This is a genomic window from Bacillus pretiosus (assembly GCF_051294775.1).
GTDB classification, from domain to species: Bacteria; Bacillota; Bacilli; order Bacillales; family Bacillaceae_G; genus Bacillus_A; species Bacillus_A wiedmannii.
The window spans coordinates 808,873-831,009 of sequence record NZ_JBPPHF010000002.1; the positions used below are offsets into that span (position 1 = coordinate 808,873).

Annotated in this window: 21 protein-coding genes and 1 riboswitch; of the genes, 11 read left to right on the forward strand and 10 right to left on the reverse strand. The window is 34.1% G+C overall.

Translation table 11 applies throughout. The features are described from left to right. Window positions 1–45: 45 nt before the first annotated feature. A complete protein-coding gene (malR, locus tag ACSG5Z_RS12555; RefSeq protein WP_048546170.1) occupies window positions 46–1,077 on the forward strand; it encodes a maltose operon transcriptional repressor MalR in 1,032 nt (343 codons plus the stop codon). Between the two features lie 4 nt (window positions 1,078–1,081). Here malR and ACSG5Z_RS12560 read toward each other — a convergent pair whose 3' ends face one another. Continuing rightward, a complete protein-coding gene (locus ACSG5Z_RS12560; protein ID WP_435711507.1) occupies window positions 1,082–2,245 on the reverse strand; it encodes an aminotransferase A in 1,164 nt (387 codons plus the stop codon). 123 nt (window positions 2,246–2,368) lie between these two features. Further along, the gene (locus ACSG5Z_RS12565; protein ID WP_000929285.1) at window positions 2,369–2,569 is read right to left on the reverse strand and encodes a protein YkzT; all 201 of its coding nucleotides are present in this window, start codon (window positions 2,567–2,569) and stop codon (window positions 2,369–2,371) included. A gap of 309 nt (window positions 2,570–2,878) precedes the next feature. Between ACSG5Z_RS12565 and kinB the strand changes: the two genes are divergently transcribed. Further along, the gene (kinB, locus tag ACSG5Z_RS12570; RefSeq protein WP_000420378.1) at window positions 2,879–4,153 is read left to right on the forward strand and encodes a sporulation sensor histidine kinase KinB; all 1,275 of its coding nucleotides are present in this window, start codon (window positions 2,879–2,881) and stop codon (window positions 4,151–4,153) included. A 52-nt stretch (window positions 4,154–4,205) separates the two neighbouring features. Here kinB and ACSG5Z_RS12575 read toward each other — a convergent pair whose 3' ends face one another. Beyond that, window positions 4,206–4,955 carry a DUF3967 domain-containing protein gene (locus tag ACSG5Z_RS12575; RefSeq protein WP_435711508.1) on the reverse strand — a complete coding sequence of 250 codons (750 nt, stop codon included), beginning with the start codon at window positions 4,953–4,955 and terminating at the stop codon, window positions 4,206–4,208. 236 nt (window positions 4,956–5,191) lie between these two features. On the opposite strand from ACSG5Z_RS12575, the gene nucA reads away from it, so the two are divergent. Together nucA and comJ are read left to right on the forward strand one after the other, a co-directional pair. After that, a complete protein-coding gene (gene nucA / locus ACSG5Z_RS12580) occupies window positions 5,192–5,626 on the forward strand; it encodes a DNA-entry nuclease (protein ID WP_000811502.1) in 435 nt (144 codons plus the stop codon). 36 nt (window positions 5,627–5,662) lie between these two features. Continuing rightward, window positions 5,663–6,052: a competence protein ComJ gene (gene comJ / locus ACSG5Z_RS12585; protein WP_435711509.1), complete on the forward strand. Its 390-nt coding sequence runs from the start codon at window positions 5,663–5,665 to the stop codon at window positions 6,050–6,052. Window positions 6,053–6,089: 37 nt separating this feature from the next. On the opposite strand, the gene metE is transcribed toward comJ, so the two are convergent. Then, window positions 6,090–8,378, reverse strand: coding sequence for a 5-methyltetrahydropteroyltriglutamate--homocysteine S-methyltransferase (metE, locus tag ACSG5Z_RS12590; RefSeq protein WP_435711510.1), 2,289 nt, complete (start codon window positions 8,376–8,378; stop codon window positions 6,090–6,092). A gap of 128 nt (window positions 8,379–8,506) precedes the next feature. Continuing rightward, window positions 8,507–8,694: riboswitch (cobalamin riboswitch) on the reverse strand. Between the two features lie 354 nt (window positions 8,695–9,048). Between metE and ACSG5Z_RS12595 the strand changes: the two genes are divergently transcribed. Beyond that, entirely contained in the window at window positions 9,049–9,480 is a 432-nt protein-coding gene (locus ACSG5Z_RS12595; protein WP_046957439.1) for an NUDIX hydrolase, read from the forward strand. Window positions 9,481–9,671: 191 nt separating this feature from the next. On the opposite strand, the gene ACSG5Z_RS12600 is transcribed toward ACSG5Z_RS12595, so the two are convergent. Both ACSG5Z_RS12600 and ACSG5Z_RS12605 read right to left on the reverse strand, forming a co-directional pair. Further along, window positions 9,672–10,229, reverse strand: a complete 558-nt coding sequence (locus tag ACSG5Z_RS12600) for a PadR family transcriptional regulator (protein ID WP_435711511.1) — start codon at window positions 10,227–10,229, stop codon at window positions 9,672–9,674. Between the two features lie 91 nt (window positions 10,230–10,320). Then, window positions 10,321–11,862 (reverse strand): MDR family MFS transporter, encoded by a 1,542-nt coding sequence (locus ACSG5Z_RS12605; protein ID WP_137013480.1) that lies wholly within the window; start codon window positions 11,860–11,862, stop codon window positions 10,321–10,323. A 425-nt stretch (window positions 11,863–12,287) separates the two neighbouring features. Between ACSG5Z_RS12605 and ACSG5Z_RS12610 the strand changes: the two genes are divergently transcribed. Beyond that, on the forward strand, window positions 12,288–12,788 hold the full coding sequence (locus tag ACSG5Z_RS12610) for a hypothetical protein (RefSeq protein ID WP_000708184.1): 501 nt from the start codon (window positions 12,288–12,290) through the stop codon (window positions 12,786–12,788). 31 nt (window positions 12,789–12,819) lie between these two features. Here ACSG5Z_RS12610 and ACSG5Z_RS12615 read toward each other — a convergent pair whose 3' ends face one another. Next, window positions 12,820–13,053, reverse strand: a complete 234-nt coding sequence (locus ACSG5Z_RS12615) for an SPP1 phage holin family protein (protein WP_048546155.1) — start codon at window positions 13,051–13,053, stop codon at window positions 12,820–12,822. Window positions 13,054–13,216: 163 nt separating this feature from the next. On the opposite strand from ACSG5Z_RS12615, the gene ACSG5Z_RS12620 reads away from it, so the two are divergent. Both ACSG5Z_RS12620 and ACSG5Z_RS12625 read left to right on the forward strand, forming a co-directional pair. After that, entirely contained in the window at window positions 13,217–13,858 is a 642-nt protein-coding gene (locus ACSG5Z_RS12620; RefSeq protein ID WP_262748922.1) for a diguanylate cyclase domain-containing protein, read from the forward strand. 659 nt (window positions 13,859–14,517) lie between these two features. After that, window positions 14,518–15,180: a YkyA family protein gene (locus ACSG5Z_RS12625; protein ID WP_088608085.1), complete on the forward strand. Its 663-nt coding sequence runs from the start codon at window positions 14,518–14,520 to the stop codon at window positions 15,178–15,180. A 31-nt stretch (window positions 15,181–15,211) separates the two neighbouring features. On the opposite strand, the gene ACSG5Z_RS12630 is transcribed toward ACSG5Z_RS12625, so the two are convergent. Beyond that, the gene (locus ACSG5Z_RS12630; protein WP_000804864.1) at window positions 15,212–15,670 is read right to left on the reverse strand and encodes a YkyB family protein; all 459 of its coding nucleotides are present in this window, start codon (window positions 15,668–15,670) and stop codon (window positions 15,212–15,214) included. 168 nt (window positions 15,671–15,838) lie between these two features. Here ACSG5Z_RS12630 and ppx point away from each other — a divergent pair, with 168 nt between their 5' ends. After that, a complete protein-coding gene (gene ppx, locus ACSG5Z_RS12635; protein WP_303740890.1) occupies window positions 15,839–17,386 on the forward strand; it encodes an exopolyphosphatase in 1,548 nt (515 codons plus the stop codon). Window positions 17,387–17,493: 107 nt separating this feature from the next. Continuing rightward, window positions 17,494–19,602 (forward strand): polyphosphate kinase, encoded by a 2,109-nt coding sequence (locus tag ACSG5Z_RS12640; RefSeq protein WP_000425559.1) that lies wholly within the window; start codon window positions 17,494–17,496, stop codon window positions 19,600–19,602. Window positions 19,603–19,771: 169 nt separating this feature from the next. Here the strand turns inward: ACSG5Z_RS12640 and ACSG5Z_RS12645 are convergent, their stop codons facing one another. Together ACSG5Z_RS12645 and ACSG5Z_RS12650 are read right to left on the reverse strand one after the other, a co-directional pair. Further along, window positions 19,772–20,008 (reverse strand): hypothetical protein, encoded by a 237-nt coding sequence (locus ACSG5Z_RS12645; RefSeq protein WP_000283744.1) that lies wholly within the window; start codon window positions 20,006–20,008, stop codon window positions 19,772–19,774. A 97-nt stretch (window positions 20,009–20,105) separates the two neighbouring features. Then, the gene (locus ACSG5Z_RS12650; RefSeq protein ID WP_048546146.1) at window positions 20,106–20,963 is read right to left on the reverse strand and encodes a metallophosphoesterase; all 858 of its coding nucleotides are present in this window, start codon (window positions 20,961–20,963) and stop codon (window positions 20,106–20,108) included. Between the two features lie 244 nt (window positions 20,964–21,207). On the opposite strand from ACSG5Z_RS12650, the gene fadH reads away from it, so the two are divergent. After that, the gene (gene fadH / locus ACSG5Z_RS12655) at window positions 21,208–21,972 is read left to right on the forward strand and encodes a 2,4-dienoyl-CoA reductase (RefSeq protein WP_000660912.1); all 765 of its coding nucleotides are present in this window, start codon (window positions 21,208–21,210) and stop codon (window positions 21,970–21,972) included. Window positions 21,973–22,137 lie beyond the last annotated feature (165 nt).

Genomic DNA, 22,137 nt, shown 5'->3' on the forward strand with positions numbered 1-22,137 from the left:
AAATATATAACAAAATGGCAGAGAAGTGAGAGGAGGGGGATTTTTATGACAGTTACAATTAAAGATGTGGCGAAGAAGGCGAATGTAGCACCATCTACCGTTTCTCGTGTAATTGCTGATAATCCAAGTATAAGTGAAAAAACAAAGCGTCGTGTTCGGAAAGTAATGAGTGAACTAGGGTATCATCCCAATTTAAACGCAAGAAACCTAGCTAACCAAACAACAAAAACACTTGGTCTTGTTATGCCAAGTTCTGCAAGTAAAGCTTTTCAAAATCCGTTTTTCCCAGAAGTTATAAGAGGGATTAGTTCATTTGCACATGTGGAAGGGTATGCGCTTTATATGTCGACAGGTGAGACGGAAGATGAAATTTTTAATGGTGTTGTAAAGATGGTACAGGGGCGCCAAATTGGTGGCATTATTCTTTTATATTCAAGAGAGAATGATCGGATTATTCAATATTTGCATAAACAAAATTTCCCGTTTGTTTTAATTGGGAAACCGTATGATCGAAAAGATGAAATTACATATGTAGATAATGACAATTATACAGCTGCAAGAGAAGTAGCAGAATATTTGATTTCATTAGGTCATAAACAAATCGCGTTCATCGGCGGTGGATCAGATTTACTTGTAACGAGAGATCGTTTGGCTGGTATGAGTGATGCTTTAAAATTAGCGGACATTGTATTACCAAAAGAGTATATTTTACATTTTGATTTTTCGAGGGAAAGTGGTCAACAAGCCGTTGAGGAGTTAATGGGACTACAGCAACCACCGACAGCAATTGTGGCAACGGATGATTTAATTGGACTTGGTGTGTTAAGTGCTCTTTCTAAAAAAGGATTCGTTGTACCAAAGGATGTTTCCATTATAAGCTTTAACAATGCTTTATTATCAGAAATTGCGAGTCCGCCACTTTCGACAGTTGATGTGAATATTTATCAACTAGGATATGAGGCAGCAAAAGCTTTAGTGGATAAAGTAGAGAATGCAGAGTCTACTGCAAAGTGTATTATTATTCCTCATAAATTACTAAAGCGCCAAACTTGCGATCATTATGCAACAAAAAGCTGAGAGTTTAACTCTTAGCTTTTTGTTGTAGAAAGGCCTCTAATCGATCACAGCCTTCTTTTAAAGTTTCAATACTATACGCATAGGACAAGCGAAGATAGCCTTCACCATATTCAGAAAATGCAGTTCCAGGAACGATAGCTAGTCCAGCTTCTTTGACAAGGTCAAGTGCAAAATCAAATGATGAAGATGTTAAATGACCAACATATGGGAATAAGTAAAATGCACCTGTTGGCTTTTCAACTGTTAAGCCCATTTGAATGAGTCGATTATATACATAATCGCGGCGTTTCTTGTATTGATGACGCATCATTTTTGGTGCATCTTTAGCAGCTGTTAATGCTTCAATTGCAGCATATTGAGCGATTGAAGTAGCACACGTTACGTTGTATTGATGAACTTTTAGTATATGTCCTGCTAAATAGCTTGGTGCGAATAATAGACCGATACGCCAGCCAGTCATAGAATGAGATTTTGATAAACCGTTAATGACGATAGTCTTTTCACGCATTTCTGGGAAATGAGCGATAGATGTATGCTTTTGTTCATATACAAGTTCGCTATAAATTTCATCAGAAAGGACGAAAATATTTTTATCTTTTAAAACAGTTACAATATCCTGTAATTCTTCTTTTGATAAAGTTACACCAGTTGGATTAGAAGGATACGGCAGTACGACGCATCTTGTTTTTTCTGTAATAGCATTTTCTAGCGCTTCGGCTGTTAAACGGAAGCCAGTTTCACGAACATCGATAAAAATAGGTGTAGCACCGCATAATCGAATAATTGGTTCGTATCCTGGATAAATAGGGGCAGGTAAAATAACTTCTGTTCCTGGCTCTAAAATCGTTCGGAATGCAATATCAATTGCTTCACTAGCACCGATTGTAACGATGGTTTCGTTTTCAGGTGAATACTGTAAATCGTAGTTATCTTTTACAAAGTTACAAGCTGCCTTGCGTAATTCTAGTAAACCAGCGTTATGTGTATAGCTTGTATAATTTTCTGTAATAGCCCGTTTTGCCGCTTCTTTTACGAGAGAAGGCGTAGGGAAATCGGGTTGTCCAATTGTTAAAGAGATAAGATTATCATAGTTTTGAATCATGTTAGAGAATTGACGGATTCCAGAAATTTGGATGTCCTTCACTCTAGGATTAATGAATTGTTCCATTGTATCTCCCTTTCTTCCGTTTGAAAATTAAGTTCATTTTAACATATTTTCTATGATTTCGCTTGCGTATATGTTATGTAGAAAGAGAGGGATAATAGAAAAAAAGCCGCTGTAAGCGACTTTTTAATATCCGTACTCCCAATCTATTTCATCTTCATTCCAAAGTACAGAGGATACTTTGCCAAGGTGAACAACTGATTCATTCACAGCACATGTGCAATTTTCTTCTCCGGTTTTATGCTGTAACTCTTCATATACTGATTTTTCAACATTTTCTAGAACGACCAAATTTTCTTCTTTTAAAACAAGCGTAGTACCCGCCATATTTATCTTCCTCCTACTAAAATAATGATCACTTATTTGTAAACATAGATAGTATGGATTATATGCTGTATTTTGCTATAGTTGTCCGTCTCATGAAGTATTTTTTATTTTCTTTGTAATCCGTATTCATTGTATACTGTCAGGCAGAAATTTGGTACAGGGTTTACATTCATTTCGAAAATCTGTAACAATTATTATGTGCTGTTAACAAAGAATTAACAAATATGTTAAGAAAAATCAAAATTTTAAAACAAATAAACCCGTAAAATGATATAATCATATCAAAATACATATAGGGGATGAGAGGCTATGGAGCTGATCCGTGATTTAATGATCCAAATTGCCATCATTATTTTGCCACTATTTTTATATGAAGCGATTCGTTTAAATCGTTATCAAGAAATGCCTCCGAAGCCGAACCGCTACTTTATTATGTTTTTATCCAGCATTACACTCATTCTCTCCATGACATACTCTATTTGTTTTGGTGACATTTGTGGGTATAATTTTCACCCAATCCCGATTGTTAGTGGTTTTTTATATGGTGGGATTGTTGGTTTAATCCCGGCCGTTATTTTTGTTGCATATGAATGGGCGCTAAAGGGAATGAGCCTTCTTCCGGTCATAGAAGTAATATTTCTATTGATAGTTCCATTATTTTTATCAAAGAAATGGTCTCTATTTTCAAGGGATAAGAAGCTAATTTTAGCATTTATGATTTCATCATTGTACGTACTTGTTTCTTTAGTGATTGGTATGATTAACGTTCTGTTAGAAACGGGGTTTACACCACACATTTCACACTTATATAGCGGATATATATTTGCTTCGCTTATTATGGTTATGACTATGGTATTTCAAGTGTACTTAACAGAATATTTAAACGAAAATGCAATATTACGTACAGAGATGCAAAAGTCAGAAAAGCTTAATATTGTAAGTGAGTTGGCAGCAAGTGTTGCACATGAGGTTCGAAATCCGCTCACTGTTGTTCGTGGTTTTATTCAATTGTTAGAAAGTACGGAAGATGTGAAGAATAAGGATTATATGCGTCTCGTATTAGCCGAATTGGATCGGGCAGAACAAATTATTTCAGATTATTTGAATTTAGCAAGGCCGCAAATTGAGAAAAAAGAACACATTTGCTTATCCGCTCAATTAATTGAAATGACAACTCTTATGTCATCATTTGCAGCGATGCAAGGTGTATATTTGCAAGTTGAGATTTCTGAAAGTCTTTATACGATCGGTGATAAGACGAAATTGAAGCAAGCTATTATGAATGTTGTTAAAAATGGTATTGAAGCAATCCAAGGAAATAAAGGATATTTAAAAGTAACGGCTATGCAAAAAGATGAAACGATAGTAATAAGAGTTAAAGATAGTGGTGTTGGAATGACGAAAGAACAGTTAGTAAGACTGGGACAACCGTATTATTCTTTAAAAGAAAAAGGGACAGGATTAGGACTTATGGTAACATTTAGTATTTTACAAGCGCATAATGGTACGCTGGAATATAAAAGCGAAAGTGGGAAAGGAACTGAAGCGATTATTATATTGCCAGCTGTAAGAAATAAGGAATAAAAGTTACCGATGGAAGGTAACTTTTTATTTTATATAGGAAAAAAATATTATTTTATTCAGATGTTTTTTCTTGTTTTGATCGGCTAAATAAACTTCTAAATGATTGAAAAAAACTTTGTTCTTTCGAAGCTGCGACTAATCTTTTTGTTTCTTGAATTTCGCGAATCACTTGCATAAGTTGTGCATCCCGGTTGCTGTCTTTATTATAAATTTGATTTACGAGTTTATTCATTTTTTCCTCTTGCTTGGATTCTCGTTTATACATATGATTCATTAATAAGTCCATCTTTTCTTTTTGCAGCGCATCTGTTTGAGCGGCATGATCTACTAACTCTTGTAGCATTTTTTCTTGAGAGCCTTCTTTTACATAAACTTGTTGCATCAATTCATCTAGCTTTTCATCTTTTAAACGATTTTGGGTAATAAGGGTAGAATTTTGATGAATAATTGCTTCATTTAATTGAGCGAGCATTTCAAGTTTTAACATGAACTCCTCAAAGGTACGCCCATCTTCTTTTTCTTTCGTTTGTATTTCTTGCTTATCTTGTATAGCGGGTACAGGCGGGGCCTCTTTTTCTTTTAAAATAATAGGTATCGTTTCTGAAATATCTTCTTGCAGTTTAGCAGCTCTTTCATGTATAGATTTCAATAGTTTTAAATCATCCAGTTTATAAATACGAGCATCAGCTGTTTTTGAAATGATATAACCATGTTCCTCTAACAGTTGGCTATATTTACGGACTATATGTTTTGGGATGCCTGTTTTATTCGTGACATCTTTCGTTTTATAGATAGCTTCCATGTTATTTCCTCCCCAAAAAGTATCGTATATATCATTTCAATCTTTTATGAGGACTTCCTTTAAAAAAGAATGTCGGAAGGTTATTAGTTTTCTACAGCATTAGTGAAAAGATGAAGAAAAATGAGAGTTTTTGGCGGAATGGCGAAGAAGAGCTAAAATAATGTCTGAAAACATATACAGGAGAAGTTTGTTATAATAACTGAGGAAAAGAAACTGGTAGAAGCATGGAGGTATACATGAAGCAATTAAAAGGTATTATCATTTCAATTATTGCAATTCTTTCTATTGTAGTAGCGGTTTATGAAGTACTTGTTCCAGAGGAAACAAGTATCAAAAAAACGAATGCATATGATCAAGTTCTAGAATTTCCGAAAGAGCGATATCCAGAGACAGGGAAACATATTACGGATGCTATAAAAGAAGGACATTCAGAAGTTTGTACAATCGACCGTGGTGGTGCTGCGGATAGAAGAAAATTATCGTTAGCTCCATACCCATCAAAAAAAGGGTATGATCGTGATGAATGGCCAATGGCGATGTGTAAAGAAGGCGGAAAAGGAGCACATATTGAATATATAAGTCCAGCAGATAACCGCGGAGCAGGGTCTTGGGTAGGAAATAAGTTAGATAAATACCCAGATGGTACGCGTGTGAAATTTGACGTAAAGTAGTAGTTGCATATTTCATAATGAAGGAGAAGGGGAACGATGGAGTTAACAATTTCTTATTCGCAATTAATGTTGATGAACTATGACGGTGATCAGCCTTACGTAGACTGGACGGATGAAGATTTTGAAAGAGGTTATGCGAAGGCGGATGGAACTGTTATTTTTGAAGCACTCTCTGATTATACTTGTGAAGTAAAAGTGACCTCTGGGAAACATATTGAGAAAGAAGAGGTGATTAGAACGGTTAAAGTTCCTTTTACAGTTAAAAATGAATGTATCGTTGTAACAAGTATTCTTTCGAATAAATTCCAAATCCCTATTCCGAATGGTGAGTATACGGTTGTATTACAGGCAACTCCTCTTGAAGAACCAACGGATGATGAATTATATAAAATACAATACGAATTCTTTTTTGAAAGTAAAGAATAAAAAATGGGTTATCCTTTTTGAGGATAACCCATTTTTGTTATGCGTTTGTTTTTAGCAGGGAACGAGCATCTTTTGCTGCTTGCACCATGTGTTCTAAAGCCGGGATAACTTCTTCCGTTCTTCTCGTTTTTAAACCACAATCAGGATTAATCCAGAAATATTTAGGATCACATACTTCTAAAGATTGTTCTACGATTTTATACATTTCATCTTTACTCGGTACACGTGGGCTATGAATATCATATACACCTAGACCGATGCCTTTTTCGTATGTTGTATGTTTTAATGTGTCAATAAATTCACCGTGACTTCTTGATGTTTCGATAGAAATCACATCTGCATCTAATGCGCGAATCGCATCAACAATATCTTCGAAGTTACTGTAACACATATGCGTATGAATTTGTGTTTCATTTGCTACAGAAGAAGTTGCTAAAAGGAAGGATTGTACTGCCCATGAAATATAAGCATCCCAATCTTTTTCTTTTAGTGGCATTCCTTCACGAAGTGCTGGCTCATCGACTTGGATTACTCGAATTCCGGAAGATTCAAGTAGTTCAATTTCGTGACGAAGAGCTAATGCAATTTGATACGAAACTTCTTTTCTTGGAATGTCATTTCGAACGAAGGACCAATTTAAAATCGTAACAGGTCCAGTTAACATTCCTTTTACAACTTTCTCTGTTAAGCTTTGTGCATAAACCGTTTCCTTAATAGTCATTCCGTTAATAAAGGCAACATCGCCATAAATAACAGGTGGTTTTACGCAGCGAGAACCGTATGATTGTACCCAACCGTTTTTAGTGAATGAGAAACCAGCAAGGCGCTCGCCAAAATATTCGACCATGTCAGTTCTTTCGAATTCACCATGTACAAGAACATCAAGACCAATTTCTTCTTGGTAACGAATCCATTTTTCTGTCTCTTTTTCAATAAATTGTTCATATTGTTCATTTGAAATAACACCGTTACGCCATTCTTTTCGAGTTTGACGAACTTCAGTTGTTTGCGGGAAGCTACCAATAGTCGTTGTTGGTAATAACGGTAACTCCAGGGCAACTTGTTGTAATTCGTATCGTTTTTCAAATGGAAGAGGACGTGAAAAATCTTCTTCTTTTAGTGCTGTTCGTGCTGCTTTAACATCTTCTCGGTTACGTGCAGCAGATGAACGAATTGTATGATGTACATTTCGGTATGTTTCCAGCTCATTACTAATGCTTTCTGTACCTTGAGAAAGAGCGGAATGAATAAGAACTAACTCTTCTAATTTTTGATTTGCAAATGCTAACGCATCGAATAGCTCAGTGGATAAGTGAGTTTCTTCTGTTTTATCAATTGGCGTATGCAATAAGCTACAAGAAGGCTGAACGATGAAATCTTTCGTTTGGACTTGTTTTTGTAACGTTGTAAATAACGTCAGAACTTCATCAAGGTCAGCTCTCCAAATGTTACGGCCATCTATACAACCGACAGCTAAAGTTTTATCAGCTGGGAATCCATATTTTGAAATAGCATTTAGATTACCTTCTTTACCATGAACGAAATCTAATCCAATACCGGATACAGGGAATGTAATAATTTCTTCATAGTTTTCTTCTACACTATCAAAATATGTTTGTAAAAGAAGATTCGCATTTGGAACTTCTTTACGAATAGCTTCATAAATTTCTTTTGCTTGTTGAACTTCTTCTTTCGTTAAAGAAGCAAAAATCGGTTCATCAACTTGAATGACTTGTGCACCAGCTGCATGTAGTTCTGAAATCAGTTGTACGTAAGGTGCAACTAACTGTTTTAAAATCGTAGCAAATTGCTCTTGTGTGTAGCCTTTAGCTAATTTTAAGAAAGTATATGGTCCTAAAATAACAGGTTTTCCATCTACTCCTAATTCTTGTTTTGCCTCTTCGTATAAGCGAAGTGGACGATTATCTTTTAAAGAGATTTGTAATCCCTCTTCATATTCAGGTACGATATAATGATAGTTTGTGTTAAACCATTTTGTCATTTCAGAAGCTACGTGATCTTTAGAGCCACGCGCCATTGCGAAATATACATCAAGGTAAGATGTAAACTCAGAAAAACGTGATGGGATAAATCCTAGCATATAAGCAGTATCCAAAACGTGATCATAATATGTAAAGTCGCCAATTGGAATGAGTTCAATCCCTTTTTCTTGCTGTACTTTTACGTGTTGAAGGCGAATTGTTTTCATCTTTGTTAAAAATTGTTCTTCATCGATTTTATTGGACCAAAAAGCTTCCAATGTCTTTTTCCACTCTCGTTGTAGTCCGATACGTGGATAACCTAAGTTACTTGTTTGAATTGCCATTTTAAATTCCTCCCTAATTGAAAGTAAGCATTTCCGTTTACTAGGAAATACCTATAACAAAAAGCATAAAGGCATAGAAAATAAGCCTTCCTTTTTGTTTTAACACCTCATCATCATCCGTGAATCTATCAGTGTTGTTAAAACAGGCAGGTCTCCTGACTTATGCTTCATATAACCTCTTTTACCTTCCCGTTTTCACAGTGGCATAGAAAAGAAATCTCAGCATTTACAGTGGCGGGACCGTGTTGGAGTTTCACCAAGCTTCCCTTTTAAACACGAAACGAAATTTTCGTGTACCTATTTTCCTTTTGAAAGGAAGTTAACAAGCGATATGATATTGAAACAAATTCTAACACAATTTTTGGAATTTTGTCTACTGTTTTAAAATAAGAAAATTCTAAAGTTTTTTATTTTTATTATTCGGATTATTCTGGTTTTTATAAGGCGAAGAAAAGTAAGAGGAATTGAAAGTAAGTACGATCAAACATACAAAGAAGTATGTACTTGTACAGAGCTAAGATGCTAGTTATGTTATTTGAAAATTAATCCATGTTCTGGAATGAGGAAGGGGATTGAATGGTTCATTTTGAAATAGTAAGTTATCACAAGAAAGAAAAAGGTTTCTGTATAAAGATACATATACTAAGTTTATAGAAATGGGGAATTTCAATTGGAACAAAGTACACAAAATATTTATTCACCACCAAAACATATAGTTTCAGCAGCGACAATTGTAATTAATGAACAAAAAGAAATCTTATTAATTAAGGGACCTAGAAGAGGATGGGAAATGCCAGGTGGACAAGTTGAAGAAGGAGAGTCTTTGAAGGATGCTGCAATAAGGGAGACTAAAGAGGAGACAGGTGTTGATATTGAAGTTTTAAAATTTTGTGGGGTATTCCAAAATGTGAACCATTCAATATGTAATACGTTGTTTTTAGCTAGACCAGTTGGAGGTAAATTAACGACTACACCAGAAAGTTTGGAAGTAGGGTTCTATCCTATTGAGCAGGCGTTAGAGATGGTGAATTTTATGAATTTCAGACAAAGAATTGAATACAGTTTGGATGAAAATCAACAACCTTTTTATATAGAATTTTAAGAAATAATCTTCTATTATGGGATGCCGGTGATAAATAAATCTTTGTTATATTTTTGAGTGCAGTGAAATAAGTATCTTATAGCGAAAATAAAACAAGCATCCCCCGTCCCAAATTAGAACGGGGCTATGCTTGTTTTAGGGTTTAAAAAGAAATAACTTTATTGTCTTTTTACAGTTTCTTCTTTATAAGTTTAATTTGTATCTATATCAATTTCCGACAGTCGCCCTGCAACTGCATCTGTAAGGAGGGTGTTTAACCATTGCAATTCAACTGTAATATGTTCAATAACGCTTTGTAAAATATATAGTTGTGCACGTGGAATTTGTCCTTTACTACAATCATATATAGTTTGCATTTTATGTAAATATTGAACGGTATCATTTTTCTTTTTTTTTAAAATAGGAATTAACTCTTGATCATCACCAAAATGAGCGAAAGAGAGTGCTGAATAAATTGGTTTATATATTTGATTTTTTGCCTCGAATTGTTTTAATAGTAACGTGTGAAATAACCGTTTACCTTCTTCTGTTATATGAAAGATTGTTTTATCGGGTCTATTCGTATCTCGAACAATCGTGGTAATACGAATTGCACCCTGCTTTTCTAATTGCTCGAAGGCGTAGTAAAGTGATCCTTTTGCATATTTAATATAACAATCCATTTGTCGTTCTTTCATGATGTGCTGCACTTCATATGGATGTTTATCTCCTTCGAGTAGCAAGCCGAGAATGACTAGTTTCATGCTCATGCTGTCTCAACTCCTATAAATAAAAACTTTATACATAGTATAAACGGCATATCCGTTTTCATAAAGGGATATGCCGTTTCTTTTCTCTATATTAACTTACTTGCTTTTGTTTTTGTTTCGTTTTTGGACCTGTAAAGAGGCGTTCATTTCCCATAAGTAAAATACAAATAATACTTAGTACAGCCGGGATCAGTGCCCAGAAGAATGTACTGGCAATAGAGGTAGCGAGAGCATCTTTAATACCAGTTAATATTTCAGCTGGAATCTTCTCGGTAGCACCTTGTGATAATAAGAAACTTGTGTCTCCGCCTTTTGGAGCTAATTTAGCTAGTTCTGGAGGGAACACAGTGTTTAATTTAGTAGTAAAAATATGGTTTTGAATTGTACCAAAAATCGTTACACCAAGAGTCATACCGAGTGAACGGAAGAATGAGTTTGTTGATGTAGCAGAACCACGGTCTCGCATTTCTAACTTGTGGATAGAAGACATACTTAAAACTGAGAACGAGAAACCAACTCCAAGTCCAGTGAGAACCATAAATAGCGTTACAAGTAGACGAGGTGTATCCATTGTTAAAGTGCTTAGTAAATAAATACCAATTACGAAGAAAATGCCAGATACCATCATGATGTTACGATAGCTTGTTCGAGAAGCTAACTGTCCACCTGTTTGACTTCCAATTACAGAGCCAACCATCATAGGTGTTAAAATTAATCCAGCATTGGAGGCTGAACCACCGAGAACACCTTGAACGAAGATTGGGATATAAACTGTACAGATAATAAAAGCGGCACCATAGAAAAAGGCAACGCCTTGGCTAGCTGCGAATAAAGGTTTTTTAAATAGATGGAAAGAAATGATAGGCTCAGTTGCTTTTCGTTCTACGAAGAAGAAAATAATAAGCATAATAACAACTGTTGTAAATAAACCGATAATTACAGTGGAATTCCATGCGTATTCTTTACCACCAAGTTCTAAGGCGAACATTAAGCAAACGATACTAATAACAAGTGTAATAGCGCCAGCCCAATCAATTTTTTGTTTTCTAAATTCTAGAGATTCACTGTAGTATTTAGTAATGAAGAAGAAGGAGATAATTCCTAATGGAATATTAATATAGAAGACCCAATGCCAACTTATATAGTCTGTAATATAAGCACCTAATAAAGGGCCAAATACACTAGATGTCCCGAAAACCGCACCAAATAGCCCTGTCATTTTTCCGCGTTTTTCTGGTGGGAATATATCGTACATAATCGTGAAGGCGATAGGCATAAGAGCACCGCCACCGATCCCTTGAATTGCTCTATAAATACTTAGTTGTTCAATACTAGATGCTGTCCCGCAAAGTGCAGAACCGAATAAGAAAAGAATGAGACCACCAATATAAAAGCGTTTCCGTCCGTACATATCAGAAAGTTTTCCGAAGATAGGCATCCCTGCCATTGTTGCTACCATATATGCAGACGTGACCCAAACAAATTTGTCAAATCCTCCTAGGTCTCCAACAATCGTTGCCATTGCTGTTGCAACGATTGTATTATCCATTGCCGCCATTAAAATACCAAGTAATAAACCTGCAACAACAAATTTTGTATTGTTGGAGTCTTTTTTTGATAATTGAGATTCCAAATATAACCCTCCTTTAATAATAAGTAAACTATATGAAGTTTTGAGTGCAGCGCATAAAAATTTGAAATATAGTTTTTTAAATTAATTTACATAAGTGCACTGACAAAGCCATAAAGAATATTATAGTCAAATTTGACTAAAAGGCAAACTTTTTCTTACGTCAAAATATTCTGTTGTATGTGCAGCGAAAGAGTGAGCAATACTTAGTATTGGTGTAAAGTCAATGAAGGAAATTGTAAAAAAATATTTCAGTAAGAATACCTTCTGTTAACAGAGGAAAAATGGTTTTTTCTTTATATTGTCGAATAGGATAAAAGAAAGAGTAATAACTATATATCGTTTGTAACAAGCTTTATTAATATTGTGTGGAGAGGCAGAATAAGGTCGTATGGATATGATGCATCTGAAATGGGGTGAATATTATTATGAAAATATGGAAACGAATTTCAGATCAAGGTAGGCGTTCAATGCCGCTACAACCGGTGTTATGGATTGATGGCTCAAAAAAGGAAAACGAATGTCCTAATGTAGCAGTTACATTGCAAATCCGTAGTATGTATAAAGAAAAATTTTCATATGAACTGACCTATGATGTAAATGACATACTTATTATTCGAATTGAAGTTGAAAATAAAGGAATGGAAATGATTTCACGAGTTGTAGTAAGTCATATGATTCGAGATTATTTTGCCTATATTCCAAACTCATTAAAGGCTGATAAGGGGATGAGTGAGTTCCTGTTCCAGCTTGTAAGGTGGCGGATTGATAATTTATTACCGAATGAGAAGGTAGAACTAATTTGTAAAATAAAAGCAAATAAAGATAAAGCACTTAAAAACGCATTATTTCAGGCTACATATACATTTCAATATAAAGGAGTATCATATGGTCCACTGCAAACAAATGAAGTTGTTGTGCGGCAATGATAAAAAGGAACCTGTAAGAAAGGTTCCTTTTTTAATGAAGATTGTGTTTTTTGAGTACTTTTTTTTGCTCCATTCCTTTTTTTCCTACATAATTATTTTTATAACCAAAATATAAAATGAAAAGAAAGGAAGCAACATTTACAATAGCATCAATTTGATCGTTTGTAATAAAGTTCACTCCGAAAGAATTAAACAGTAATTTTAATGATAATAGAAAACCTGCTAGTAAACGTATAATATCTGATAGATTCTCTTTTTGTAGCATATAAGTCACCTCTTTCTAAAACGATATATAGTATATATATGAAATAGAATAGAAATGGTAGACAAGCTTAAGCGGAAATGTACACTCAATATGTACATTTTTTATTTTGTAGAAAAACATAATTGTTATAGAAACATATATTGGTATAGAAAGGAGGAGAAGTATGAAACATAAAGGGAAAATTAGTGGGTTATTACTTGGGAATACAGTGGCAGTTACAGAATGGATTGCGCTTCAGGATGTAATTACAAAACTGGATTCGCGATCATTTTATACCGTCTTTATTATTTATATATTTCAAATGATACTCAGCTATTATTTTGGACATTGGTATGATAAAAGAGCGAGTGGGCGTATGGATACGGGAGTAGGGGGAATGGCAAGTAATGATTTTGTAGTTGATTTCTTTGAGAAAGTAGCTGCTTTATCAGAACGGGATTCTCATAATATTACAGTGTACATCCTTTCTGTGAAAGAATGGAAAGAACTAAAAGAAACAGTGCAAGAAAAAAAATTGGAGGTGTTAGTACAAAAATTGGAGAGTACGATTGTAAAGACAATTCGTAAAGGAGATGTCGTTACTAGGTGGGATGAAAATAAGTATGTTATTGTGGCGATTGATAACGGACATGAAAAGTCGACAATAACAAATCGATTAATGAAAAATATTGAAAGTGAAATAGAAAATGGTTTGTTAAGTATGACGCTATTATTTGGAGCTGCTAGTTATCCAATAGGAGGAAAAACTTTTGAAGAATTGTTAAGAAAGGCACAAAATCAATTGTACCAGCATAGGGATTTGTAAGAAAATGAGTGAAACTTTGATTTAAAGAAATATGATATGAAGAAGTTTTTAATGTAACATTTTTTTGACTTTTATTACAAAAAGAACTTTTATTGTAATAAAAGTCTTTAAAAATATATGGAATAAGCATATAATTATGATGGATGTGTCAATGCATTTTGCACAATGTGTTTCATTTTAAAAGTGTAGAGGGAAGCATGCTCTACACTTTTCCTTTTTAGGGAATGACAAGAATAATTGTAAGTTGTTGCAAGTTAGCATTTAAACTGTGTAAAATGAACAAAGAAATTATTTGATGAAAAGCGGAAAGGGAATGATAGAATGATAGACGTGAGAGAACAACGAACATCTTTTATCAGGTGAATTATTACTGTTGTTCTTCAAATTATTATGGCTGTGATGAATTCCGTTGTACTTTTATGTAATACATAGTATGAACAAGTTTTAAAAAGTACCAAGTAAAAGTATATGTAAAGATGGATACGAAACTGCTATTGAGTTCAAAGACGTAAAATGTAATTTTAAGTAATACAATTTGACAAGTATAATAAATAATATCAATGATTTTCGTAAAAAAGGTGCGAGTGTGGAGTTTATAGAAGGGTATATAATTTTCATAGCTTTTTACACGATGATCGTATATAAGTAGGAGGAAAAAGATGTTGAAGTATAGTAAATTAGCAATTGTAACTGCATTATCAATGACTTTATTAGCCGGTTGTTTCGGGCCGAAACCAGAAGAGGAATTATATGTTGCGTTTGAAAATGCTGCAAAGCAAGAAAAAACAATGTTTGAAGATGCAAAGAAACTTGAAACTTTAGAGAAAGAAGGACAAGAATTATATAACCAGATTGTTCAAGAAGGAAAAGATAATAATCAAACTGTTAAGGAAAAACTGAACCAAGCAGTGAAAAATACAGATGAACGAGAAAAAGTGCTAAAAAAAGAAAAAGAATCTTTAAATAAGGCACAAGAAGAAGTGAAATCAGTAGATAAATATGTGAAGAAAATTGAAGATAAGAAATTGAAAGATCAAGCAGGTAAAGTGAAAAGCACATATGAGAAACGACAAGATTCATTTAACAAGATGTATGATAGCTATAATAAATCGTTAAAACAAGAAAAAGAATTATATACAATGTTACAAGATAAAGGTACAAAATTAAAAGATATTAGTGAAAAGGTAAAAGTAGTAAATCAATCTTATAAGGATATTGAATCAGAAAAAGACAAGTTTAATGAATTTACGAAATCTTATAATACAGAAAAAATAGCTTTTTATAAACAAGCAAATATTAAAATTAAAGAAGAGAAAAAATAAAACAGTTTGGCCTACAATTGGCCAAACTGTTTTATTTTTTTGTATAAGTACGACTATACCATGGAACAGGTTCACTTAATTTTTTTTCTTGTTTCAATGCTTCAGGACCAATATAATCTTGAAGTGTTTTTTTTGCTACTGTTAAAGATAAGGTTGTTTTCGGATTTCGATAGGAGGATTCAAGATGACCAAGATGTGGTAGGATTCGAAAATCTTCTTTGGTAGGAGGAATATGGAAAAAATAATCACCTAAACGTATAAGAACATCAGATTGTTGTTGGCTAAAACGTGGATTTCTAGAAAAATGTAATCCTTCTTTAATAGCTTTTTTCTCAGCAATTAAGCGTTCTAAAGCCGTCTTTTTTAACCAGTATAAATACTTCGGATTAGTTGCAGCTTTAGCATGACGATTCACAACGAAAATAGATTGAGCTAGTCGATTAATAGAATGTTGGTTTTGTAATTGAGATTGTGGTTGTGAAGGCTTCATATTGAATCTCCTTTCAATTTTTCATTATTATAACATAAATAAAAGAGGTTTTTATTATATGCAAAAAGTGATTGTATATATTTTCAATATTAAAGCAATATTGTTACAAAAAACAACTATTTTGTATAATAGTAATAGAACGTGTTTTAGAAATTTGATAATGAAAGAGTGAGAAGTTTGAAAGAAATATTAAAACAGCAATATGCCATTATAGATATTGGATCTAATACAATGCGTTTAGTTATTTATGAAAAGCAAAACGGAGGTTTTTATAAGGAGATTGAAAATACGAAAGTGGTTGCTCGGCTAAGGAATTACTTAATTGATGGTGTGTTAAATGAAGAAGGAATAGAGGTATTGTTACAAACGTTATTTCAATTTCAAGAAAGTACACGATTCCACCAGTTGCATCATGTACTTTGTGTTGCAACAGCAACAATTAGACAGGCTGAGAATCAAGAGGCAATTAAAAAACTGGTTGAAGGACAAACAGATTTTACTCTTAGGGTCTTATCAGAATATGAAGAAGCACGTTACGGCTATTTAGCAGTTATGAATTCAACTTCGTTCTCTGAAGGAATTACAGTAGATATTGGTGGAGGAAGTACAGAAGTTACATACTTTCGAAATAGAGAGATTCTAGAGTACCATAGCTTTCCTTTTGGAGCACTTTCTTTAAAGCAACAATTTATTAAAGGGGATATACCTACTGAAGACGAGTTGGAAAAGATTCAAACGTACTTAGAATATCAATTTCGAACATTACCATGGTTAATTGATAAGAAATTGCCTCTTATTGCAATTGGTGGTAGTGCGAGGAACTTAGTGAAAATCCATCAAAATTTAATTTGTTATCCTATAGCAGGGGTACATTTATATAAAATGAAAGAAGAAGATATTAAAAATGTGAAAGAAGAATTGGAAGCATTGTCGTTCATAGAACTTCAAAAATTGGAAGGATTGGCAAAAGATCGAGCAGATACAATTATTCCAGCAGTCGAAGTTTTTCATACGCTTGTTAATGTTATAGAGGCACCAGCATTTGTGTTAAGTAGAAAAGGGTTACGAGAAGGTGTTTTCTATGAAGAGTTGACAAAAGATTTGGGGATTTCATATTATCCGAACGTAGTCGAAGAAAGTTTGTATTTATTATCACATGAATATGAAATGGATATGGAATTTGTAATGCAGCTTATTAAACATGGAAGACTCATTTGTCAACAACTTGAAGAAACAGGGCTGATTTCTATGTCAGTAAAAGACTGGGAAGTATTTCATCAAGCAGCGAAAGTATTTAATATAGGTAAATATATAGACGAAGAAGCGAGCCGCTTACATACGTTTTATTTATTAGCGAATAAAACAATTGATGGGATGATGCATAAAGAGCGAGTTAGATTAGCGCTTATTGCGTCTTATAAATCAAAAATGTTATTCAAACAACATTTGTCCCCATTTGAAGGATGGTTTGATAAAAATGAACAAAAAAAAATTCGCCTATTAGGGGCTGTTTTACAGTTTTCAGCAGCTCTGAATATAAGACAAAGATCGCTTGTTGAATCGATATCTATAACAGAAAGTAAAGAAGGATTAACATTTAAAATTGTATGTGAGCAATCGGCATTAGCGGAAAAAGTGCAAGCTGAAAAACAAAAAAAGCAGCTGGAAAGAGTGTTGAAAACGACTATTAATTTATCCTTCGAATCAAAACGTTAAGTTGTACGGATGTCTTTACAAAAAATTAACACCTTGGAATATTGTAATTTGCTAAAATAAAAGTAACTAAATTATAGTAAAAAAGTTTCAGGGGAAGTGTGAAGAGGATGGAAATGTTGATGGGGAATATAGTGAATTTAAATGATACAGCTTATTACAATAATCGAGAATTAAGTTGGTTAGCATTTAATGAACGTGTACTACAAGAAGCGCAGGATGAAACAAATCCGCTCTTGGAAAGATTAAAGTTTATTAGCATTTTCAGTTCCAATTTAGATGAATTCTTTATGGTACGCGTAGCAGGATTGAAGGATCAAGTGAGTGCTGGGTTTAACCAACCAGAAAATAAGGCTGGCTTAACACCAAAAAAGCAATTAAATAAAATTGCGATAAAGGCCCATGAATTAATGACTGTACAATATGATACGTTTAAAAATTATGTGTTGCCAGCGCTGGAGTTAGAGGGGATTGAACGTTTAACATTCCACGATTTGACGAAAGAACAGAGGGAATTTATAGAAGAGTATTTTGATGAGCAGATTTTTCCAGTCTTAACACCTGTAGCTATTGATGCATATCGTCCATTTCCGATGTTATTAAATAAAAGTTTGAATTTAGCTACTCTTTTATATGATGAGAAACAAGTGGAGGAAGAAAACCGCACGAAGTTAGGAATTGTACAAGTTCCTTCATTACTTGAACGTTTCATATTTTTACCGAGTGAGGGGCAAAAGCATAAATTTATTTTATTAGAAGATGTAATTAGTGGTTTTACTCATAAATTATTTACAGGATATAAAGTATCGTCTGTTACTCGTTTCCGTATTACACGCAATGCGGATTTAACGATTCATGAAGAAGGTGCGAGGGATTTATTAAAGGTAATTGAAAAAGAATTAAAAAAGCGTAAGTGGGGAGCTGCTGTACGTTTAGAAGTTGGCAAAGAGCATATTGATGAAAGAGTATTAGCATTATTATATGAGGTGTTGGAAGTAAAAGATGAAGATGTGTATATAATGGATGGACCATTAGATTTAACATGTCTATTTTCTTTATATAAAAAACTAGCTCCTTTATATGAACATCTAGTATATCCGGCTCTTATTCCGCAACGGCCTCAAGACTTGGGGGATGCGGAAGATGTATTCGAAAAAGCAATTGAGCATGATATTTTATTACATCATCCTTTTGAATCATTTCAGCCAGTAGTTGATTTTGTCCGTGATGCGGCAGACGATCCGAATGTACTTGCAATCAAACAAACATTATATCGAGTAAGTGGGGATTCACCGATTATTCAGGCGCTAAAGGTAGCAGCTGAAAAAGGGAAGCAAGTTACGGTATTAGTTGAATTGAAGGCAAGATTTGATGAAGAGAATAATGTGCATTGGGCTAAAGAATTAGAAAAGGCAGGATGTCACGTTATTTACGGTGTAAGCCACTTGAAAACACATAGTAAAATTACGCTAGTTGTAAGAAGAAAAAACGGAAAAATCGAAAGGTTCGTACATCTCGGGACTGGAAATTATAATGACGCAACAGCAAAGTTATATACTGATTTCGGTTATATTACATCACGAAAAGACTTTGGGGTCGATGCAACAAATTTCTTTAATTATTTGAGTGGTTATACAACCAAGCCACATTTTCATCATTTATCGGTTGCACCATTTGATATAAGAGAGCAATTTATGGATTTAATAGATGAAGAAATCCGTTATCATAGGCAATATGGAAATGGATATATTATCGCTAAGATGAATTCATTAACAGATAAACCATTAATCAAAAAAATGTATGAAGCATCACAAGCTGGAGTAAAGGTAGAGCTCATTGTTCGAGGAACTTGTTGTTTAAGGCCTGGTATTCCAAATGTAAGTGAAAATATTCGGGTAGTTAGTGTTGTCGGGAGATATTTAGAACATAGCCGAATTTATTATTTCCATCATAATGGAGAAGAGAAAATATACTTATCTTCAGCTGACTGGATGACGCGGAATATGGAGAAGCGAGTAGAAATATCTTTCCCGATATTAGATATTGAAATGAAGGCGAGAATTAAGGCGATTTTACAACTTATATTAGCTGATAATGTGAAAACACGTGAACAGAATAAATCTGGTGAGTACTACTATGTTATTAATAGTAGTACAGAAGAAATTGATAGCCAAGTGAAGTTGTTTAAGATGGCGTATCAAAACACGGATGCTGAATAATGAGAACAAAGTAAAAAAACCTCTTTTTTTAAGAGGTTTTTTTACTTTGTTCTCTACTTATTATACATTCTCTAAATAGAAGGATGCGTAGAGAGAATAGTTTTTATTGTAAGCATGTTAATGGATCAGTTAAGAGAGGGAATAACATTGGTAGAATTGTTGGAGTACATTAATAATAGAATGGTTGTTGACAAGGTCCGCCATAACAAGGATAAGGTGTTGGCGGTGGGAAAGGTGGTGGATATGGTGGGTAATACGGTCTAGGACCGAAAGCTAATGCTCCACCGAGCAGTCCACCAGCAATCCCAGCTAGAAATGGAACACCAAAAAACGGAAAGAAGCGTGAGTCGCCTACTGGACCAATAGGTGCTGAACGGACTGGGATTGGTTGATAATATGGATACATGAACAAACCTCCTTTATTGGACTCATTTTTATCATATGGTAAATGAAACGTGGATGAGCGCGTACAAGAAAGGATATGTAAGAAAATAGGCGAATTATTACGAATGTTGGAGCGTAAAAATTGTAATTTCAGGTTTTGCCATAAATCGGAATGGGACGCGTGTTCTGCCAAGACCTCGATTGACATAGAGAGCTAAATCTTGAATCGTATAGAAACCTTCAACATAGTTTTTAGCAAGTGATGGGGTAATAATAGCACCTAAAAAGGGAATTTGTACTTGTCCGCCATGGCTATGACCAGAAAGTTGTAAGTTAACTGGATATTTAGCGATTTGTGGTGCAATATCTGGCTCGTGAACAAGAACAATGTTATAAGTGTTTTGCCTCGCGTGCTGTAGTGTTTTCTCTATTTTGGGTTTGCCTAGTAGTATATCATCAAGACCGAAAATTGAAATTTCACTATTATCCAGTAGACGAATTCTCTTTTCGCTATTTAGTAGTAGTTCAAATCCAGATTCACGCATGATGTGCTCGTAGTATTCCGTTCCATATCCGCCGTGATCATGGTTACCATAAATAGAAAATTTACCGAAGGGTGCTTGTATATTTTTTAAAATAGATGGAACGAAAGGAGTGTCAGTATATGTTTGATAATTATCAATGAGATCACCAGTGAAAAGAACAATGTCAGGTTTTACAGCATTAATTTTAGAAACGATTTGAGATAAATGTTGGAGAGAGAAATAGTATCCGAGATGTAAATCGCTAAATTGAAGAATCTTCATACCATGAAAACTTTTGGGTATGAGTTGTGATTTAAGTGTATGCTCTGTAAAAGAGAGTAAATGAGGCTCAATATATTTAGCGTAATAGTATCCGATGCTAGTGGTTATAAATGAATATAGACAAGTGCGCATTCCAGCTTTAAAAAAATCTCTTCTTGTAATTTTCTTCATAAAAATATGAGTATACCTATTTAACTTATATCACATGTTTTCGTTACATTTATAGGTTACTCAAATCTCCTTTCAGTTTATTTAAAATATATTTTAAATAATAAAAAAGTAGTATAGATTACGAAAAAAACGAATAAAAAGAAACCTCTTTACGTTAAAATATCAGAAAAGTTTAAAAATATAAAGATTTCTATTAAATAAAATGATAAAATGAATGTGTATTCATTTTTGGGAGGGGATGTATGTGAAAGAAAAGGTAGTTATTATAACAGGTGGATCGAGCGGAATGGGAAAAGGAATGGCGACCCGTTTTGCAAAAGAAGGGGCACGAGTTGTTATTACAGGACGTACAAAGGAAAAACTAGAGGAAACAAAGTTGGAAATTGAACAATTTCCGGGGCAAGTATTACCCGTACAAATGGATGTAAGAAATACTGATGACATTCAGAAAATGATTGAAGAGATTGATGAGAAGTTTGGTCGAATTGATGTTTTAATAAACAATGCAGCTGGAAACTTTATTTGTCCAGCAGAAGATTTATCCGTGAATGGCTGGAATTCAGTCATTAATATTGTATTAAACGGTACATTTTACTGCAGCCATGCTGTCGGAAAATATTGGATTGAAAAAGGCATAAAAGGGAATATCATTAACATGGTAGCAACATATGCATGGGATGCAGGTCCGGGAGTTATTCATTCGGCTGCTGCGAAGGCTGGAGTATTAGCAATGACGAAGACACTCGCTGTTGAGTGGGGCCGTAAATATGGAATACGAGTTAATGCTATCGCGCCAGGACCAATTGAACGTACGGGCGGTGCTGATAAATTATGGATTTCAGAAGAAATGGCTAAGCGTACGATACAAAGTGTTCCGCTTGGAAGACTGGGCACGCCAGAAGAAATTGCAGGTCTAGCTTATTATTTATGTTCAGATGAAGCTGCGTACATAAATGGAACTTGCATGACAATGGATGGAGGACAACATTTACATCAATATCCATTTTAAAAGGGATAAGAAAATGAATGTTTGATTCATATTCTCAAGGTTAAATGTGACGGAATTGTGACATGTGAAAGAAAAGTGTTTACAAGAGGTCATATATACGTTATATTTAAGACCTCTTTTTTCTTCATAGTAGAATTGCTAATTCCCCTTAGCATTTTACCCCTC

Bases quoted from the DNA above. Each gene is read 5' to 3' on its own strand.
- malR (WP_048546170.1), top strand. From the start codon at position 46: ATGACAGTTACAATTAAAGATGTGGCGAAGAAGGCGAATGTAGCACCA.
- ACSG5Z_RS12560 (WP_435711507.1), bottom strand. From the start codon at position 2,245: ATGGAACAATTCATTAATCCTAGAGTGAAGGACATCCAAATTTCTGGA.
- ACSG5Z_RS12565 (WP_000929285.1), bottom strand. From the start codon at position 2,569: ATGGCGGGTACTACGCTTGTTTTAAAAGAAGAAAATTTGGTCGTTCTA.
- kinB (WP_000420378.1), top strand. From the start codon at position 2,879: ATGGAGCTGATCCGTGATTTAATGATCCAAATTGCCATCATTATTTTG.
- ACSG5Z_RS12575 (WP_435711508.1), bottom strand. From the start codon at position 4,955: ATGGAAGCTATCTATAAAACGAAAGATGTCACGAATAAAACAGGCATC.
- nucA (WP_000811502.1), top strand. From the start codon at position 5,192: ATGAAGCAATTAAAAGGTATTATCATTTCAATTATTGCAATTCTTTCT.
- comJ (WP_435711509.1), top strand. From the start codon at position 5,663: ATGGAGTTAACAATTTCTTATTCGCAATTAATGTTGATGAACTATGAC.
- metE (WP_435711510.1), bottom strand. From the start codon at position 8,378: ATGGCAATTCAAACAAGTAACTTAGGTTATCCACGTATCGGACTACAA.
- ACSG5Z_RS12600 (WP_435711511.1), bottom strand. From the start codon at position 10,229: ATGAGCATGAAACTAGTCATTCTCGGCTTGCTACTCGAAGGAGATAAA.
- ACSG5Z_RS12610 (WP_000708184.1), top strand. From the start codon at position 12,288: ATGAAAATATGGAAACGAATTTCAGATCAAGGTAGGCGTTCAATGCCG.
- ACSG5Z_RS12615 (WP_048546155.1), bottom strand. From the start codon at position 13,053: ATGCTACAAAAAGAGAATCTATCAGATATTATACGTTTACTAGCAGGT.
- ACSG5Z_RS12620 (WP_262748922.1), top strand. From the start codon at position 13,217: ATGAAACATAAAGGGAAAATTAGTGGGTTATTACTTGGGAATACAGTG.
- ACSG5Z_RS12625 (WP_088608085.1), top strand. From the start codon at position 14,518: ATGTTGAAGTATAGTAAATTAGCAATTGTAACTGCATTATCAATGACT.
- ACSG5Z_RS12630 (WP_000804864.1), bottom strand. From the start codon at position 15,670: ATGAAGCCTTCACAACCACAATCTCAATTACAAAACCAACATTCTATT.
- ACSG5Z_RS12640 (WP_000425559.1), top strand. From the start codon at position 17,494: ATGGAAATGTTGATGGGGAATATAGTGAATTTAAATGATACAGCTTAT.
- ACSG5Z_RS12645 (WP_000283744.1), bottom strand. From the start codon at position 20,008: ATGTATCCATATTATCAACCAATCCCAGTCCGTTCAGCACCTATTGGT.
- ACSG5Z_RS12650 (WP_048546146.1), bottom strand. From the start codon at position 20,963: ATGAAGAAAATTACAAGAAGAGATTTTTTTAAAGCTGGAATGCGCACT.